This is a genomic window from Methylocystis sp. H4A (genome assembly GCF_015709545.1).
Lineage (GTDB): Bacteria > Pseudomonadota > Alphaproteobacteria > Rhizobiales > Beijerinckiaceae > Methylocystis > Methylocystis silviterrae.
In genome coordinates this window covers 65,330-83,488 of the sequence record NZ_JADNQY010000026.1, presented here as the reverse complement: position 1 = coordinate 83,488, position 18,159 = coordinate 65,330, and the positions used below count along the sequence as shown (strand labels likewise).

The window sequence follows — 18,159 nt, the reverse complement described above, 5'->3', positions numbered from 1 at the left end:
CGGCTGGGAGCCGTTTCGCTTCCAGCGGGACGTTTGGCGCGAAATGGCGAAGGGACGCTCAAATTGGGATCTGCCTGACGCCCGGGTTCCGCTACGGGTGGAACCCAGCTAACTCTTGGCGTCGATCGCGCGCAGTTCTCCCGATGGAAGCGCATCGGCTTCGTCTTTGAGGTCGACGCCCGTCAGCTGGCGTCGGCGCGCTTCGTTGCAAAGATAAAGCAGCTTGTGCGCGGCGTCGGCATAGGAAAGACCTTGCGGGCGGATATTCGAGAGGCAGTTGCGTTCGGCGTCAGTGCGGCCGACCCGCGGCGCAAATGTGAGATAGACGCCCATGCTGTCCGGCGAGGAAAGGCCCGGCCGCTCGCCAATAAATACCGCCGCGAGTCTTGCCCCAATCGTTTCGCCGATATCGTCGCCGAGGGCCACGCGCCCCTGTTCGGCGAGAACGATCGGCGCGATTTTCCACGATGTTCGATCGAGAGATTGCAGCGCTCTTTCGAGCACTGGAAGTGCATGCCGCGCGATTGCGCGGGCGGAAAGTCCTTCGGCGATGACGAACGCAAGGTCGTAATCGCCCGCCAAAGGTTTGAGATGCTCGCGGGACGCCTCGTCCAGTTTTCGACCGAGGTCGGGACGCAGCAGAAAGCTTCGCCGATCGCGCGCGGCGCTCTTCACGCGGACGGCCGTCAGCCCGTGCGAGGTCAACTCGTCGAAGAGCCGGTCGGCATCGAGTCGCTCTTCCACCGCATCCCGCGCTTCGGCATGCGCCAGCTGGAAATCGAGAGTAGCGCGCGTCGTCAGCGCCGCTCCGGCGCGCGGCAGGAATATTCTCGCCGGCGTCGCCGAACGCAGCATCGACATCTTATCGAGAGGCGTCGGGCGATCGTCGGCCATCCTCAAGCTCTTTCGAGAAGCGGCGCAAAGGATGCAGGCAGCGCCGGCGCCTGCAATTCACCATGCGCGTCCGTCAAACCGACGTCAGCGAGCCATTCCGCAAACTCCGGAGCGGGCGCCAGATTCAGCATACGCCGAACGGCAAGCACGTCATGATAGGAGGTGCTTTGATAATTCAGCATCACGTCGTCCGCGCCAGGGACGCCCATGACATAATTGACGCCGGCGACGGCGAGCAGCGTCAGCAGATCGTCCATATCGTTCTGGTCGGCTTCGGCATGGTTCGTGTAACACACGTCGCAGCCCATCGGCAGTCCAAGCAGCTTGCCGCAGAAATGGTCTTCGAGCGCCGCCCGCGTGATCTGCTTGCCGTCGAAAAGATATTCAGGGCCGATGAACCCGACGACGGTGTTGATCAGCAGAGGATCGAACATCCGCGCGACGCCATAGGCGCGGGCTTCCAGCGTCTGCTGATCGCAATTCCAATGGGCGTTGGCCGAAAGCGCGCTACCCTGGCCGGTCTCAAAATACATGACATTGTCGCCGATCGTTCCGCGCCTGAGCGCAAGCGCCGCCTCGCGGGACTCGCGCAATAGGGCGAGGTCGATCCCGAAGCTTGAATTGGCGGCCTGCGTGCCGGCGATCGATTGAAACACCAGATCGACGGGCGCGCGTCGCTCCATAAGCTGCAGCGTCGTCGTGACATGGGCGAGCACGCAGGATTGCGTCGGAATGCTCAGCGTCTCGCGCAGTTCATCGAGAAGGGTCAGGAGTTCATAGCACTGTTCCGGACTGTCGGACGCGGGATTGACCCCGATGACTGCGTCGCCATTGCCGAGCAGAAGCCCGTCGATGGCGCTTGCGAGAACGCCGCGCGCGTCGTCGGTCGGATGGTTGGGCTGAATGCGCGATGACAGTCGTCCGCGCAGGCCGAGCGTGTTACGAAATTTCGTGACGACGCGCCGCTTTGCGGCGATCAGGATCAGGTCCTGGTTGCGGCAGATCTTCGAGACCGCGGCAGCCATTTCGGGGATGATCCCAAAGGTCACGGCTGCGAGCGCTTCCTCATCGGCGCCGTCGGAGAGAAGCCAGTCACGAAATTCGCCGACGGTCAGCGAGGCGATCGGCGCAAAGGCGTTTCGGTCGTGGCCGTCGAGGATCAATCGCGTGACCTCGTCCTCTTCATAGGGGACAAGCGCTTCGTTCAAGAACACGCTCAAGGGCAGATCGGCGAGGGCCATCTGCGCAGCGACGCGTTCCGCGGCGCTCGTCGCCGCAATGGCGGCGAGGCAGTCGCCGGAACGCAATGGAGTCGCCTTCGCCATCAGCGTTTTAAGGTCTGGGAACCTGTAGCTCGTTCCACGTATCGTCGTTGCATACATGGCCAGACCTCGAAAGACCTTCTCACAGGCTATGGCGCCCCAGCGGACATGTCACTGTCCGCGCGTAAGGTTTTCCCCAGGGCCCTTCGTAGCCCATGGCCTTTGCGCGCCAGCCGCATATATTAGCTCAGTCAGAGTTTGCCTTATTGCCCGCCGGAGCCGATGTCAGCTCATACCGCAGATCCAGAAACTCTGATACGCGCGCTTCCGCTCTGGCGCGGGCCGATCGAGATCGCGCCGTTGCTCGGCGGCATCACCAACAAAAATTATATCGTCAAGGATGGCGATCGATCCGTCGTCGTTCGCCTTGGCGGCGACATTCCCGTTCATGGCGTCATGCGCTTTAACGAATTGGCGGCGAGCAGGGCCGCGGGCGCCGCCGGCATATCGCCAAAAGTTCTGTTTGCCGCGCCGATGGCGATGGCCCTCGAATATATTTCCGGCCGCACCTATGAGCCGGAAGACATGCGGGCGAACCGCAGACGCTGCGTCGATCTGATCAAGCGCGTTCATCGTGAGGTTGCGCTGCATTTGCGCGGGCCGACCCTAGCGTTCAACGTCTTCCATATCATTCGCGACTACGCCCATACGCTGATCGAGGACAAAAGCCGGATGTCGGCGAAATTGCCGCGCTTGCTCGCGGCGAGCGAGATTTTGGAAAAGGCGACGGGCGCGATCGACCTTGTCTTCGGCCATAATGATCTCCTTGCCGCCAATTTCATCGACGACGGGCGTCGTCTTTGGCTTGTCGACTGGGATTATGCCGGATGGAATACGCCGCTGTTCGATCTGGGCGGACTCTCCTCGAACAATGGCTTTGACGTCGCGGACGACGACGCGATGCTCGAGGAATATTTCGAGGCGGCGCCGACCGATGCGTTGCGGCGCCGCTTCAAGGCGATGCTTTGCGCCTCGCTGTTGCGCGAAGCATTGTGGAGCCTTGTCTCGGAGAGTCGGTCAGCGATCGATTTCGATTACGTCGCTTACTCAGAGCAAAATCTGACGCGCTTCGATGACGCCTGGGCGGCGTTCCAGCAGATGGAAAGAGCATGACGGATCTCCCGCGAAGCGCCCAGATCGTCGTCGTCGGCGGCGGCATCGTTGGCTGCTCCGTCGCTTACCACCTCGCCAAGCGCGGCGTGGAGACGCTGCTGCTTGAACGTCATCAACTGTCCTCGGGTTCGACCTGGCATGCGGCGGGACTGATCGGTCAGTTGCGGACCAACGCCAATATCACCAAGCTCCTCGGCTATTCGGTGGAGCTCTACGATCGGCTCGAAGCAGAGACAGGCTATGCGACCGGCTGGCGACGCAATGGCGGTCTTCGTCTCGCCTGCAACGCCGACCGATGGATCGAAGTCAAGCGGCAGGCGACGTCCGCGAGGAGCTTCGGTCTGGAGATGCAGCTCCTGAGCGCCAAAGAGGCGCAGGCGCTCTGGCCGCTGATGAATGTCGATGACGTCATCGGCGCGGCTTTCCTGCCGACGGACGGACAAGCGAATCCTTCAGACATCACCCAGGCGCTCGCGAAAGGCGCGCGGCTTGCGGGCGCAAAGCTTGTCGAGGGCGTCGCCGTCACGGACTTCATCATCGAGAACGATTGCGTGCGCGGCATCGTCACGAATCGCGGCGCCGTCGCCTGCGAGAAGCTCGTGCTCTGCGCCGGCCTCTGGACCCAGCCGCTCGCGGCGCGCGCGGGCGTCGCCGTTCCGCTCTCGGCGGTGCATCACCAATATCTCGTGACCGAAAAGATCAACGGCGTGAACAGCGATCTGCCGACTCTGCGCGATCCGGATCGGCTCACCTATTACAAGGAGGAGGTCGGCGGCCTCGTCATGGGCGGCTACGAGCCCAACCCCGTGCCTTGGTCATCCGGCGCCGTGCCCGAGGATTTCGCCTTTCGGCTTCTCGAAGACGATTGGGATCATTTCGAGCCGATCATGGATCTCGCGCTCGGCCGCGTGCCCGCGCTCGCCGAGGCCGGCGTCAAGCAGATGATCAACGGCCTCGAAAGCTTCACGCCTGACGGCAATTGGATGATCGGCGAAGCGCCGGAGGTGCGCAATTTCTTCGTCGGCGCCGGTTTTAACGCCTTCGGCATCGCGTCGGCGGGCGGCGCCGGCATGGCGCTGGCGGAATGGGCGGCGGACGGCGAACAGCCCTTCGATCTCTGGCCGGTCGACATCCGCCGCTTCGGCGCGCCACACAGGGACCCGTCCTGGGTGCGGGTGCGGACGCTCGAAGCCTATGCGCGTCACTACAGCATCGCCTGGCCCTTCGAAGAATTTACGTCTGGTCGGCCGCTGCGGCGCTCGCCGCTCTACGAACGCCTCAAGGCGAAGGGCGCATGCTTCGGCGAAAAGATGGGCTTCGAACGGCCCAATTGGTTCGCGGATGTGAGCGTGGGCGAAGCGCCGCGGGATCGCTATTCGTTCGGCAGGCCCGGCTGGTTCGATGCGGTCGGACGAGAGCATCGCGCATGCCGGGAGGCGGCGGCGCTTTTCGATCAGACAAGCTTCGCCAAGGCGCTCATTGTCGGCAAAGACGCCGAAGCGGCGCTGTCCTGGATCGCCGCCAACAATGTCGCGAAGCCGCCGGGCGCCGTCACCTATACGCAGTTGTTGAACCGCAACGGCGGCATCGAATGCGATCTGACGATCACGCGGTTGTCGAAGGACCGCTTCTATGTCGTGACGGGAACGGCTTTCGGAACGCACGATTTCGACTGGATCAGGCGATCGATTCCCGAGGGCATGGACGCGCGAGTCATCGACGTCACTTCGGCGAATTCCGTGCTCGCGCTGATGGGTCCGCGCGCGAGAGAGATTCTGCAATCGTGCTGCGACGATGATTTTTCGAATGCCGCGTTCCCATTCATGACTTCTCGCCAAATCCATTTGGCCGGCGCGCCGGTGCTGGCGATCCGCGTCACTTATGTAGGCGAACTCGGCTGGGAGCTTCACATCCCTGTCGATTTCGCCGTCTCGGTCTATGACGTGCTGGTTGGCGCGGGCGCGCCCTTCGGCCTTGTCGACGCGGGCTATCGAGCGATCGAATCTCTGCGTCTGGAGAAGGGCTACCGCGCGTGGGGCTCGGATATCGGTCCGGATCACACGCCGCCGATGGCGGGTCTCGGCTGGGCCGTCAAGATGAAGTCCGGCGCGCCTTTTCAGGGAAGAGACGCGCTCATTGAAGTCGGCGCGAATCCGTTGCCGCGTCTTCTCGCTGGATTCGTCGTCGACGATCCTGAGATCGCGCTGCTCGGGCGTGAAACGATCTATCGCAACGGCTTGCGCGTCGGATGGCTGTCGAGCGGCGGCTACGGCTATTCGATCGGCAAGGCGATCGGCTACGGCTATGTTCGAAATTCCGAGGGGGTCGATCCGGCTTTTGTGCTCTCTGGCGAATATCAACTCGAAATCGCCGGCGAGCGCCGGCCGGCGACCGTCTCTCTTTCGCCGTTATATGATCCGAAAGGCGAACGCCTACGCGCTTAGCCGCTGCGCCTACGCTTCAAGTGAATGGCCGACGTCGGCGGCGCCACGGAGAGTGCGCGGCGCGTGAAATTTCGAGATCGCTTCCTCGACGGCGTCGAGCGCAAGATCGAGGTCGTCTTGCGATATGACGAAGGGCGGCGCCAAGCGCACGACCGTGTGATGCGTCGCGGTCGTCAGTACGCCTTTGGCGAGCAGGCCCTCGCAGATTTCCCGCGCGCTCGCGTAGCGCGGGTCGATCTCAACGCCGGCCCAGAGGCCGCGCCCGCGAACTTCGCTGATCGCCGGGGCGCGCATCGCGTGCAGCCGTTGCAGCATTCTCGCGCCAAGCGCTTGGCTGCGTTCGACCAGCCGTTCGTCACGAATGACATGCAGCGCCTCTAAACCGACGGCGGCGGCGAGAGCGTTGCCGCCGAAGGTCGATCCGTGCGAGCCGGGAGTGAAAACATCCATCACCTCGCGTTTCGCCACGAAGGCGGAGACGGGCAGCACGCCGCCGCCGAGCGCCTTTCCCAGCATCACGCCGTCGGGAAGGACATTCTCATGCTCAAAGGCGAACCAGGCGCCGCTGCGCCCCAAACCCGATTGGATTTCGTCCAGCAGCAGTAAAACGCCGCGTTCGTCGCACAGTCGGCGTAGCCCCGCGAGCCAGCCGTCCGGCGGCACGATGACGCCCGCCTCTCCCTGGATCGGCTCGACGAGAATAGCGGCGGTCCGCGGAGTGATGGCGGCTTCGAAGGCCGCGAGATCGCCAAAGGGCGCGGCGCGAAAGCCGGGCATGAACGGACCAAACCCGTCCCGATATTCGCGCTCCGAGGAGAAGCTGATGATCGTGGTGGTGCGCCCGTGGAAATTGCCAGCGGCGACGATAATCTCTGGGTCGGCGACGCCCTTTACGCGATTGGCCCAGCGGCGCGCCGCTTTGATCGCGGTTTCTACGGCCTCCGCGCCGGTGTTCATCGGCAGCGCGACGTCGAGTCCTGTCAGGGTGCAGAGCTCCTCGAGAAACGGCGCGAGCCGGTCATTGTAAAAGGCGCGGGACGGCACCGCGAGCCGCTGCGCCTGCTCAGCGAGCTTTGCAAGGATTCGGGGATGCGCGTGACCGAGGCTGACAGCTGAATAGGCGCTCATCATGTCGATGTAGCGCCGGCCTTCCACATCCCACAGATATGCGCCCTGTCCCCGCGTGAGTACGACGGGCAGCGGGTCGTAGTTTCTGGCGACGTGCGGGTTCCTGAACTCCGAGTTGTCCATATCCGAGAGCTTTTGGCGCGCATTCGTATTGGATAAATGCGTGCGAGCGATCATGTACTGACTACATTACATGGGTACATGCGGGGCGCGGCGCCAGCCGCGCATCAGCCGCGAACATCGGGAGTTGAAATGGAGGCGCGCGCCTTAGATCGTGGCCTCGCCGGGGAAGCTGCGGCCCTCCTGCGCAAGCTTGGGGTCCAATCACAGACGTTTGAGCGCGGCTCGGTGACGACCCGTTCGCCGATTACTGGCGAGATCATCGCGCGCGTCGAGAGCACGGATTCGGCGGCCGCGCATGGCGCCATTGCTAGAGCGGCGCATGCCTTTCGCATCTGGCGCAACGTCCCGGCGCCGCGTCGAGGCGAATTCGTGCGCTTGCTCGGCGAGGAGCTGAGAGCGGCCAAGACCGAGCTGGGGCGTCTCGTCACGATCGAGGCCGGCAAAATCACGACGGAGGGTCTCGGCGAAGTCCAGGAGATGATCGACATCTGCGATTTCGCCGTTGGCCTGTCGCGTCAACTTTACGGCTTGACCATCGCCACCGAGCGCCGCGGCCATCGCATGATGGAGACCTGGCGCCCGCTCGGCGTCGTCGGAATCATCACCAGCTTCAACTTTCCTGTCGCCGTTTGGGCCTGGAACGCGGCGCTTGCGCTGGTCTGCGGAAATACGCTGGTCTGGAAGCCCTCTGAAAAGACTCCGCTTGTGGCGCTGGCGACCCAAGCGCTGTTCGAGCGCGCTGCGGCGCGTTTCGGCGATGCGCCGGACGGGCTTTCAACCGTGCTCGTCGGCGGGCGCGATGTCGGTGAAGCGCTTGTCGAAGACGCGCGGGTTCAACTCATTTCCGCGACGGGTTCGACGGCGATGGGGCGCGCCATCGCGCCGCGCCTCGCGGGTCGTTTCGCGAAGTCTATTCTGGAACTCGGCGGCAACAACGCCGCCGTCGTTTGCGCCTCCGCGCCGCTTGATCTCGCTGTGCGAGCGATCGCCTTCGCGGCCATGGGCACGGCGGGCCAGCGATGCACGACGCTGCGGCGGCTGATCGTTCATGAAGACGTCTATGACGAACTTCTCGGCCGCTTGCGGCGCGCCTACGCCACGGTTCCGGTCGGCGATCCCCGAGACGGCGCCGCGCTTGTCGGCCCGCTCATCGATCAGAACGCCTATGCGGCGATGCGCGCCGCGCTCGACGAAGCGCGCGCAGCAGGGGGCGTCATCCTTGGCGGAGAACGCGTGCTGACGGAGACATTCCCCGACGCGTTCTACGTGCGCCCGGCGCTCGTGGAAATGCCGGGGCAGACGGACGTCGTTCGGCGGGAGACATTCGCGCCCATCCTCTATGTGATGAAGTTCCGCAGCCTTGATGAAGCGATAGAGCTCAATAACGATGTCGCACATGGCCTTGCGTCATCGATCTTCACCGCGCGTCTGGACGAAGCCGAGCGCTTCATGGCCGCCGACGGATCGGATTGCGGCATCGTAAATGTGAACATCGGACCTTCCGGCGCCGAAATCGGCGGAGCCTTCGGCGGCGAAAAAGACACGGGAGGCGGCCGCGAAGCGGGATCCGACTGCTGGAAGTTCTATATGCGCCGCGCCACCAACACGATTAACTATTCAGGCGAACTGCCGCTGGCGCAGGGCGTCAAATTCGATCTGGATGTTTAGCATATGACGCTACGCTCATGATTTCCGCCGCTGAGGGATTACATACCTGAGGGTAGCGAAGGTCACAAAAAAAATGAATGACGCTTCCGCTGACTCGATTCGGACGATGTTCGCATCGACGGTCTCGGACATGTATCAGGCCGAAGCGCCGCAGTATCGCGCGATGCAGGCGCTCGTCGCCGACGTAAACCGGCAGACGCTCGCCGCTGAGCCGCAACTCAAGCGTCGCCTGGCGGAAAACAATGAACTCGAGCGACTCGACGTTGAGCGCCATGGCGCTATTCGCGTCGGAACCGCCGAGGAACTGTCGATGCTGCGCCGGCTCTTCGCGATCATGGGAATGGCGCCCGTCGGCTATTACGATCTGTCGATCGCCGGAATTCCGGTGCATTCGACGGCATTCCGTCCGATCGGCGAGAAAGCATTGCGCGCTAATCCCTTTCGCATCTTCACTTCGCTTCTCAGGCTGGATCTCATCGTCGACGCGCAGGCGCGTGAGATCGCCGCCAAGGTTCTGGCGCAGCGCGACATTTTTACGCCGCGCTGCCGAACGCTGATGGATCTCTTCGAAAGACGCGGGTTCGACGACGGAGAGGCGCGCGAATTTGTCCTGGAAGCCGCGAAAATCTTTCGCTGGAACGGGCGGGCGACGGTTTCATCGGCGGTCTATCGGACGCTGCATGCGACGCATCCGCTCCTCGCCGACATCGTCTGTTTCAAAGGACCGCACATCAATCATCTTACCTTGCACGCGCTCGATATCGACGCCGCGCACAGCGCCATGGCCGCGCGCGGTATGAATCCGAAAGCGATTGTCGAGGGGCCCCCGCTTCGCCGCTGCCCGATCCTGTTGCGTCAGACGAGCTTCAAGGCGCGCCCCGAGCCTGTCGAATTCATCGAGGAAGACGGACGGCGCGTGACGGGCGCCCATGCCGCGCGTTTCGGCGAGATCGAGCAGAGAGGCGCCGCGCTGACCGCCAAGGGGCGCGCGCTTTACGACAGGCTTCTCGCTGAAGCTCAGGTTGCGGTTCCGCTCGCGACAGACGGCGCCAATGCGCTCGCCTTTAACGAGGAGCTGGCGCGGCGCTTCGCGGCGTTTCCCGATGATGATGAGACGCTGCGGCGCGAAAAGCTCGCCTTTTTCAATTATTCGGTCGATCCAAGCGCGAGGGGAAGGGACCCCCTGTCGCCTTCCACGCTGGAGGATCTTCTGCGGACTGGAGCTCTGCGCGCCGACCCGATCGTTTACGAGGATTTCCTGCCGATCAGCGCCGCAGGGATCTTTCGCTCGAATCTTGGGGAGCAAGGCGAAGAGGAATTGATCGAGCGCGCCGACCGACGCGCCTTCGAGGCGGCGCTCGGCGCGCCGGTTTTGGATGAACTTGCGCTCTACGAGGATGCGGAGACGCGCTCCCTGGGCGCAAGCCTGCAGGCGCTTGGCGTCGATCGCGCCGCTTCGGATCAACTGCCAAAATCGGGCGCCGCGCATATTGGCGCGGCGGAAAGCAGCCATAACTGAGGAGTATGGCGCTCGACGCATGGGCGGAGGCGCCGCGGTATCGGAGACGCATGCGACGCATCCTGGTCACGGGCGCCCTCGGCCAGATCGGGGCCGAACTGACGCCGGCGCTGCGAGAGCGATATGGCGCGGCGCGCGTCATCGCCTCAGACCTCGCAGAGGAGGGGCCAGCTGACGATCTTTATGAGCGCCTCGACTGCACGCAGGCGGAAGCGCTCGCCGATCTGATGCGCCGGCGCGACATCGACGTCGTCTACCACCTCGCAGCGCTTCTTTCCGCCGTCGCCGAGGACAGGCCGCAAGACGCCTGGAGCGTCAATATGAGCGGCCTCTACAATGTGCTGGAGGCGGCGCGCCGCTTCGGCTGCCAGGTGTTTTTCCCAAGCTCAATTGCGGCGTTCGGCCCTTCGACGCCGCGCCGCGGCACGCCGCAGATCACCATTCAGCGGCCAACGACCATCTATGGCGTCACCAAGGTCGCAGGCGAATTGCTGTGCGATTATTACGCGACGCGCTTTGGCGTCGACGCGCGCGGATTGCGCCTGCCGGGTCTGGTTTCTTCCGCGGCGCCGCCGGGCGGCGGCACGACCGACTACGCCGTCGAAATGTTTCGCGCGGCTGTTCGGCGCAAGCGCTATTCCTGCTTCCTCGCCGCAGAGACCCGTCTCGACATGATGTATATGCCGGACGCGATACGCGCGATCATGGAGCTCATGGAGGCTGAGCCGGAGCGCCTGCGGTTTCGCAACGCGTATAACGTCACCGGCATGAGCGTCACGCCGCGCGAAATCGCCGCAGAAATTTGCAAACACGCGCCCTCCTTCGCCGCGGACTACCGCATCGACCCGTTACGCCAAGCGATCGCCGACTCCTGGCCGCAGGCGCTTGACGCCAATGCGGCGCGCGAAGATTGGGGGTTTTCGCCGCGGTTCGATCTCGCCGCCATGACGCGGGATATGCTCGCGCGTCTTGGCGCGGCGACAGATCCATTTGACGATCCGAATTCTGACGAGGTCCCCAATGCCAATGCAGGGTTTGGCTAAGGCGCTCGCCGCGCAGCTCGGCGAACTTTCGCAGGCCGGGCTGCTCAAGGGCGCGGAAAGCGTGCTCTGTGGCGTCATTGCGCCGCGTGACGGCAACGGTCCGCGCTTTCTCATCGAAGGCGAAGGCGACAAGCCGTACCTGCGCATGAACGCCAACAATTATCTTGGCATGTCGCTGCGCGAAGAGGTGATTGACGCCGAAGATGCGGCGGCGACGAACTATGGCGCCGGGCCCGGCGCGGTGCGCTTTATCAGCGGAACTTGGTCGCCTCACGTCGCCTTGGAGCGTCGGCTCGCCGCCTTTCATTCGCGGCCGTCGGCGATCATCTTTTCGTCGGCCTATGCGGCGATCATGGGCCTCATTCCGCAGCTCGTCAGCAAGAAGACCGCCGTCATCAGCGACGAGCTCAACCACAATTGCATCATCAATGCGATTTCACTTGCGGCGCCTGCGGAGAAGCGGATCTACAAACATCTCGATATGGGCGAACTCGAGCGCTGTCTCGACGAGACCGCGAAATCATGCTCCCGCGCCATCATCGTGACCGACGGCGTGTTCAGCATGCGCGGGGATCACGCGCCGCTCGATCGCATCATGACGCTGGCGCGCAGTCGCGATAATGCCTTCGCGGAGGGCGCGATCGTCGTCGTCGATGATTCACATGGCGTTGGCGCGCTTGGCGCGACCGGGCGCGGCGCGGAGGAATATACGCGGTCAGCTCCGGTCAACATTCTCGTGGCGACGCTCGGCAAGGCCTTCGGCGTCAATGGCGGCTATGTCGTCGGCGATGAAATTCTCATCCGCTACCTGCGCGAGCGCTCGCCCTTCTACGTCTACTCCAACCCCATCACGCCGGCGGAAGCCGCCGCCGCGCATAAGGCCATCGACATCCTGGACAGTCCGGATGGCCTGTCCTTGCTCGAGCATCTGCGCGCCATGACCGCACGCTTCAAGGCGGGACTCGTCAGGCTTGGCTTTGAGACGCTGCCCGGGGAGCATCCGGTCGCGCCGCTCGTGACCCGCGACAGCGCCCGCACCGTAGCGCTTGTCGAGCATCTGCGGCGACGAGGCGTTCTGGTTACTGGGCTGACCTATCCGGTCGTGCCGAAGGGCGACGAGGAGATCCGCTTTCAGATCAGCGCGGATCACACGGCCGCCGACATCGACGCGGCTTTGGAGGCGCTGGCCGAGATGGCCGAGGCGAATGTTCCGCTGGCGCGGGCGAAGCAGCTTTAGCGCGCTATTTACCGTGGCGGCGCCGCCTGTTTTCGAGCGCGGCGACAGCCGAGGAAGCATCCATGGACAGCGCGCGCTACCACAAGGCGAGCATCGGAAACCGCTTGCTTCAGCCGGAAACGCTCATGCTGGGCTACGGCTACGATCCGACGCTGTCGGAAGGCGCGGTTAAGCCGCCGGTATTTCTGACGTCGACCTTCGTGTTTCGAACGGCCGAAGAGGGGCGCGACTTCTTCGACTATATGGCCGGCCGTCGTGCGCCGCCGGAAGGCGAAGAATCCGGACTGGTTTATTCACGGTTCAACCATCCCAATCTCGAGATCGTCGAGGACCGCTTGGCGATCTATGAGCACGCCGAATGCGGTCTCGTCTTTTCCTCCGGCATGTCGGCGATCGTCACGACGATTCTTGCCTTCGCGCGCCCAGGAGAAACGATCCTGCGCAGCCGTCCGCTCTATGGCGGCACGGAAGTTCTCATCGACAAGACGCTGGCGCCGTTCGGATTGACCGGCGTCGGCTTCACCAACGGGCTCGACGAAGACAATATCCGCGCCGCGGCCGCGCGTGCGATGGACGCCGGACGCATCGCGATGATCTTCATCGAGACGCCGTCCAATCCGATGAACAGCCTGGTTGATATCGCGCTGGTGCGACGTATCGCTGAAGACATCGCGGAACGACAGGGCTCGAGGCCGGTCATTTGCTGCGACAACACGCTGCTCGGCCCCGTTTTCCAGTCGCCGCTCCGGCACGGCGCCGATTTGTCGCTCTATTCGCTGACGAAATATGTCGGCGGGCACAGCGATCTCATCGGCGGCGCGGTTGTCGGATCCTGCGCGCATCTGAAGCCCATACGCGCGATGCGTAGCGCCATCGGCACGCAGCTTGACGCGCATTCCTGCTGGATGCTTGGCCGCTCGCTCGAGACATTGTCTTTGCGCATGAACCGGGCGGCGGAGAACGCGGCGATCGTCGCGGATTTTCTCGCCGGTCATCCCAAGGTGGCCCGCGTTCACTATCCGCCGCTGCTGCCGGCTGATCATCCCGAAAGGTTGTTGATGGCGCGCCAGTCGAGTTCCGCCGGCTCCACCTTTTCTTTCGAGGTTGTGGGCGGACAAGCCGAAGCCTTCGCCTTCCTCAATCGGCTGCAGATCTTCAAGCTCGCCGTCAGCCTCGGCGGCACCGAATCGTTGATTTGTCATCCGACGACCACCGTGCATTCGGGGCTTACCGAAGAGGCCCGCCGCGAAATCGGCATTACGCCTTCGCTCGTTCGCGCATCGATCGGCATCGAACATCCGGACGATCTTATCGCCGATCTGGCGCAGGCGTTCGATTGATTAACCTTCGTCGTAGCGTTCGCTGCCGCAAGCTGGGCGCTAAGCCCTGTTAATCGGGCGCCGCAGACATATCTATTCCAAGGAACCTTGTGGCCATAAATCGAGCTGAGACTGGACAATGAGAGTAGCGAAGGAAGTGCGAGACGACCGAACCGTTCTGAGCATCCAGGAGGATCGCATCGATGCGCACAACTCCGGCGAGCTCAAGGACTTGGTGCTAAAGACGCTCGAAGGCGGCGCTCAAAACGTCGTTATCGATTTGGCGAGAGTTCAATTCATCGACAGCTCAGGGCTGGGGGCGCTGCTCTCCGGTTACAAGAATGCGAGTTTGCGCTCGATCGGGTTCGCTTTGGCGGGTCTGCAGCCGCGCGTCAGGTCGATGTTCGAACTGACGCGACTGCACCGTGTTTTCGATATCTATCCAAGCTTGCAGCTGGCGCTGAGCGCGTGAGTCCGCGAATGGGGTGGGCGGGAATCGAGATGTGCGAGACAATCGTCAATCTGGACATCGTCGTTCCCAATCAGACACGTTATCTGCGTTTCGTTGGCGCAATCGCCGAGCAGCTTGCGAAAGAGCTGGACGTTCCGGAGGAGACACGCGACACCCTCGCTTTTCACCTCAATCTTGCTCTAACCGAGGCCGTCGCCAACGCCATTCAGTATAGCTCCGCGGCAAATTCGCCTGACTCCGTTCGGATCTCCTTTTCGGTGGAGGACGCCAATCTTTCCGTCCGAGTTTTCGATCACGGCGAAGGTTTCGACCTTGCTGCTCTGCCGACGCCCGAGTTCGACGAACTTCGCGAACGCGGCCGCGGCATATTCTTCATTCGCTCTGTGATGGACTCCGTTCAATATCACAAGACGGAGTCGGGCAATGTTCTCGAAATGCGCAAGAAGATCGCCTAGCTAATGGTTGCCCGTGCTTCGCTCTCCGGACACATTGACGTCTGAGACGCCCCGCGTCGTGGACTGGGATTCTGCGGTGCGGGATTTCCTCCGCCGCGCCGGTCGCCGTTCTGGGCTGAATCTTTCCGGCGAGGCGCTTGACGCGCTGCCCAAATCCTTTCGCTATCTCGTGCCGGCGCGGCGCGCCGCACGCGATCTCGCGCTGATTGCGGCCAACCAAAGCGAGAACGAGATCGTCGAATTGCGTCCGCTGCGCGGCCCCGGAGCCGATGTCGCCCGATACGAAGTTCGCCTGATTGGCGCCAAAGTCCATGCGCTAGACGAACTTCTGCCGATGCTGCAGAACCTCGGACTACGCGTCGCAGATCAAATTCAGTTCGCACTCAATCTCAGCATTGGGCCGCGTTTCATTCGAAGTTTCATCGTCGAGTCCTCGATGCGCAGCGGCGCGAGCGTCGCACGATCACACGGTAGACTGTTGGACGCGCTCAAAGCCGTGCTCTCAGCCGAAGTTGAGAGCGACGCCTTGAACGGGCTGGTCTTGGTCACCGCGCTTGACTGGCGGCAGATCGATCTCTTTCGCGCCTATAGCAACTATTATCAGCAGCTCGGCCTGAGGATTGAGCGCGCCCGCATCTATCGCGCGCTTTTGCACAGTCCGGCGGTCGTCCAACTGCTTTATCGTTACTTCGAAGCGCGGTTCGAACCGGATCGCGGCGGACGCGACTCCTTTGAGATCGAGTTGGAGTCGCTCACGCCGATCAGGGCTCAGCTTGTCGACGTATTGGACAAGGTCACAGACGGTGGCGACGATCGCATTCTTCGCGACCTCTTCAATCTCATTGACGCGACGGTGCGCACCAACTTCTATTTTTGCGGCGAATGGGCCCGGAAGTTCATTGCCCTAAAGATCAGCAGTCTCGGCGTGTTCAACATGCCGGCTCCAAAGCCTATGGCGGAGATCTACGTTCATTCCCCTTCAATGGAAGGCGTGCATCTGCGGGGCGCGAAAGTCGCGCGCGGCGGCATACGCTGGTCCGACCGGCCCGAGGACTTTCGCGGCGAAGTCCTGGCGCTGATGCAGACTCAGATGATCAAGAACGCCCTCATCGTGCCGCAGGGCGCCAAGGGCGGCTTTGTTCTGAAGCTTCCCTTTGAAGACGCGGCGGAGCGGCAGCGCCTCGGGAAGGAGGCCTATTCGCAGTTCTTGCGCGGGCTTCTCGATCTCACCGACAATTTGAAAGATTCGCAGATCGTCCGGCCGCCAGCGCTCGTCGCCTATGACGGGCCCGATCCTTATCTCGTCGTCGCGGCCGACAAGGGCACCGCCACCTGGGCCGACGTCGCGAATGAGATTTCGCAATCCTACGGCTTCTGGCTCGGCGACGCCTTCGCGAGCGGCGGCGCACAAGGCTATCATCATAAGCGACTGGGCATTACTGCGCGTGGCGCCTGGGTCTGTGTAAGACGGCACTTCCATGAACTCGGTCGCAACGTCGATGCGGAGCCGATTACGGTCGTCGGAGTCGGCTCGATGGATGGCGACGTCTTCGGCAACGGCATGCTGCACACGCCGAACATTCGGTTGCGTGGCGCGTTCGACGGTCAGTACATCTTTATCGACCCCAACCCGGACCCTCTCACTTCCTTCGCCGAGCGACGCCGTCTGTTCCAACTGCCGCAGTCGACGTGGCGCGACTATAACCCGGCGCTGCTCTCACAAGGCGGAGGCGTCTATCGGCGCGACGCCAAGGATATCCCGCTGAACTCGGAGGTGCGTGCGTGGCTTGGCGTGCGGCATAGCGCGGTCGATGGCGAAGCGCTGGTCCGCGGGCTCTTGATCGCGCCTGTGGATCTGTTGTGGATGGGCGGGGTCGGCACTTATGTCAAGGCAAGCTCGGAGACGAATGAGAGCGTCGGCGATCGCGTCAACGACGGCGCGCGCGTCGACGCGCTGCAGCTTCGCGCCAAGGTCGTCGGCGAGGGCGCCAACCTCGCCTTTACGCAGCGGGGGCGCATTGAATACGCCCTGAGAGGCGGCCGGATTAATACCGACGCGGTCGATAATTCGGCGGGCGTTGATCTCTCCGATCACGAAGTCAATTTGAAGACTCTGCTGCACGCGCGGCCGGACCAAAACGCGCCAGACGTCGCAGATCCCAATCGCTTGCTTGAATCCCTCACCGAGGAGGTTTGCGCGTCCGTATTGCAGGACAATGACCAACAGAGTCTTTGCCTGTCATTGGATCGCGCGCGGTGCCGTATCAATCTCGATCCATTCATGGACCTCGCGGAGCAACTTGAAAACGCCGGCTATATCAATCCTGCGGCCGAGGCCTTCCCGACACGAAAGGATGTCTCGGCGCGCGAAACGAAAGAGCTGACGCGACCGGAGCTCGCCTTGCTGATGGCCAGTTCGAAGCTGGCGCTGAAGCAGAGGCTGCTGGAGGACGAGGCCTTTCTGCAGGGTTCCTGGTCGTATGAATTTCTGGCGAGCTATTTCCCAGAATTTTTGCGGTCTCATTTTTCGGAGCGGATCAGGAGTCATTCCCTCGCGCGGGAAATCGCGGTCACGATGATCTGCAACAAAGTCGTCGATCAGGCGGGAGTTTGCTTCCTGCTGCTGGGCGAGGGATTGGTTCCAACTCTGCTGAGCTATGCCGTTAAGCTCTATCTTTCCTTCGATCGAATCTTCGAGGGCGATCGATGGCGCGCCAGTTTTGGCGAAAGCCGCGAATTGGACGCCGCGCGCCAGTACGGGCTGATTCTCCAGCTTGAAGAGGCTTTGGCGTATATGTGTCACTGGGCCATGCGGCGTGGACATCGGCTGAGCCCCGACGACGAAGACATCGAGCGCTGGCGTTCCGATCTGCGCGCCTATCGTGAACGCGTGGGTGTCAGCGAAACGCAGGGCGACCCGTCTGTGGCGGCGCCTTATTTTGATCGGCTGCGGAATTTTCCTTTCCTTGTCGCGCTTACCCGCGAATCGGGAGAGGACATGCGAGTCGCTGGCGGATATTTCGATAAGGCCGCCAATCTGTTCGGATTGGAAAAGCTTACCGCCCTTCTGGCGGAGGTGAAGCCAAGAGACCTCTGGGAGCAGCAGTTGCAGGCTGCGCTCGACGCGCGAATGCGGGATGCGTCCGCGCGTATCGCGTCCATGCAGTTGCTGAGCGGAATCGCCGACGCGCGGGCTTTGTTTCGAAACGTCGGCCTGGAGTTTCGTCTCGCCGGGCTCGAGCGGCTGGCGTTCAAACTCGAGGCTTCGCTCTTTACGACGCTGACGCCTTTCGCAGCCTTCGTCGCCGAGCTGAACGCCCTGGTCGACGCGTGCGACGCCGCTTATCGCGGCCGCTCGACGGATTCCGCGGAGAGGGCGCGAGAGCGAAGGCGCGCGTCCTCGCAAGCAGGAGCTTCGTAGC

At 62.7% G+C, this 18,159-nt stretch carries 13 protein-coding genes; 10 read left to right on the top strand and 3 right to left on the bottom strand.

Annotated features, from left to right (window positions below):
• Positions 1-108: 108 nt before the first annotated feature.
• Complete coding sequence (gene eutC, locus IYW40_RS13465) at positions 109-894, bottom strand: ethanolamine ammonia-lyase subunit EutC (RefSeq protein ID WP_196400881.1); 786 nt, start codon at positions 892-894, stop codon at positions 109-111.
• Between the two features lie 2 nt (positions 895-896).
• Positions 897-2,276 carry an ethanolamine ammonia-lyase subunit EutB gene (locus IYW40_RS13460; protein WP_196400880.1) on the bottom strand — a complete coding sequence of 460 codons (1,380 nt, stop codon included), beginning with the start codon at positions 2,274-2,276 and terminating at the stop codon, positions 897-899.
• Between the two features lie 162 nt (positions 2,277-2,438).
• On the opposite strand from IYW40_RS13460, the gene IYW40_RS13455 reads away from it, so the two are divergent.
• Together IYW40_RS13455 and IYW40_RS13450 are read left to right on the top strand one after the other, a co-directional pair.
• Complete coding sequence (locus IYW40_RS13455) at positions 2,439-3,329, top strand: choline kinase family protein (protein WP_196400879.1); 891 nt, start codon at positions 2,439-2,441, stop codon at positions 3,327-3,329.
• Positions 3,326-5,773, top strand: coding sequence for an FAD-dependent oxidoreductase (locus tag IYW40_RS13450; RefSeq protein ID WP_196400878.1), 2,448 nt, complete (start codon positions 3,326-3,328; stop codon positions 5,771-5,773). Before IYW40_RS13455 ends, IYW40_RS13450 begins: the two co-directional genes overlap by 4 nt.
• A gap of 9 nt (positions 5,774-5,782) precedes the next feature.
• Here IYW40_RS13450 and rocD read toward each other — a convergent pair whose 3' ends face one another.
• A complete protein-coding gene (gene rocD / locus IYW40_RS13445; protein WP_281432882.1) occupies positions 5,783-7,078 on the bottom strand; it encodes an ornithine--oxo-acid transaminase in 1,296 nt (431 codons plus the stop codon).
• 75 nt (positions 7,079-7,153) lie between these two features.
• On the opposite strand from rocD, the gene IYW40_RS13440 reads away from it, so the two are divergent.
• The 8 genes from IYW40_RS13440 to IYW40_RS13405 all read left to right on the top strand — a co-directional run bounded on the left by IYW40_RS13440 (position 7,154) and on the right by IYW40_RS13405 (position 18,158).
• Positions 7,154-8,692: an aldehyde dehydrogenase family protein gene (locus IYW40_RS13440; protein ID WP_196400876.1), complete on the top strand. Its 1,539-nt coding sequence runs from the start codon at positions 7,154-7,156 to the stop codon at positions 8,690-8,692.
• A gap of 73 nt (positions 8,693-8,765) precedes the next feature.
• Positions 8,766-10,211: a VOC family protein gene (locus IYW40_RS13435; protein ID WP_196400875.1), complete on the top strand. Its 1,446-nt coding sequence runs from the start codon at positions 8,766-8,768 to the stop codon at positions 10,209-10,211.
• A gap of 50 nt (positions 10,212-10,261) precedes the next feature.
• Positions 10,262-11,254 carry an NAD-dependent epimerase/dehydratase family protein gene (locus tag IYW40_RS13430; protein WP_196400874.1) on the top strand — a complete coding sequence of 331 codons (993 nt, stop codon included), beginning with the start codon at positions 10,262-10,264 and terminating at the stop codon, positions 11,252-11,254.
• Positions 11,232-12,491, top strand: coding sequence for an aminotransferase class I/II-fold pyridoxal phosphate-dependent enzyme (locus IYW40_RS13425; RefSeq protein WP_246720790.1), 1,260 nt, complete (start codon positions 11,232-11,234; stop codon positions 12,489-12,491). The genes IYW40_RS13430 and IYW40_RS13425 overlap by 23 nt, the downstream gene beginning before the upstream one ends.
• Before the next feature lie 62 nt (positions 12,492-12,553).
• Positions 12,554-13,831, top strand: a complete 1,278-nt coding sequence (locus tag IYW40_RS13420) for a cystathionine gamma-synthase family protein (protein ID WP_196400873.1) — start codon at positions 12,554-12,556, stop codon at positions 13,829-13,831.
• 118 nt (positions 13,832-13,949) lie between these two features.
• Positions 13,950-14,282: an STAS domain-containing protein gene (locus tag IYW40_RS13415; RefSeq protein ID WP_196400872.1), complete on the top strand. Its 333-nt coding sequence runs from the start codon at positions 13,950-13,952 to the stop codon at positions 14,280-14,282.
• A gap of 29 nt (positions 14,283-14,311) precedes the next feature.
• Positions 14,312-14,737: an ATP-binding protein gene (locus IYW40_RS13410; RefSeq protein ID WP_196400871.1), complete on the top strand. Its 426-nt coding sequence runs from the start codon at positions 14,312-14,314 to the stop codon at positions 14,735-14,737.
• A 76-nt stretch (positions 14,738-14,813) separates the two neighbouring features.
• Positions 14,814-18,158, top strand: a complete 3,345-nt coding sequence (locus IYW40_RS13405) for an NAD-glutamate dehydrogenase domain-containing protein (RefSeq protein ID WP_348644277.1) — start codon at positions 14,814-14,816, stop codon at positions 18,156-18,158.
• The last annotated feature ends 1 nt before the right edge of the window (position 18,159 follow it).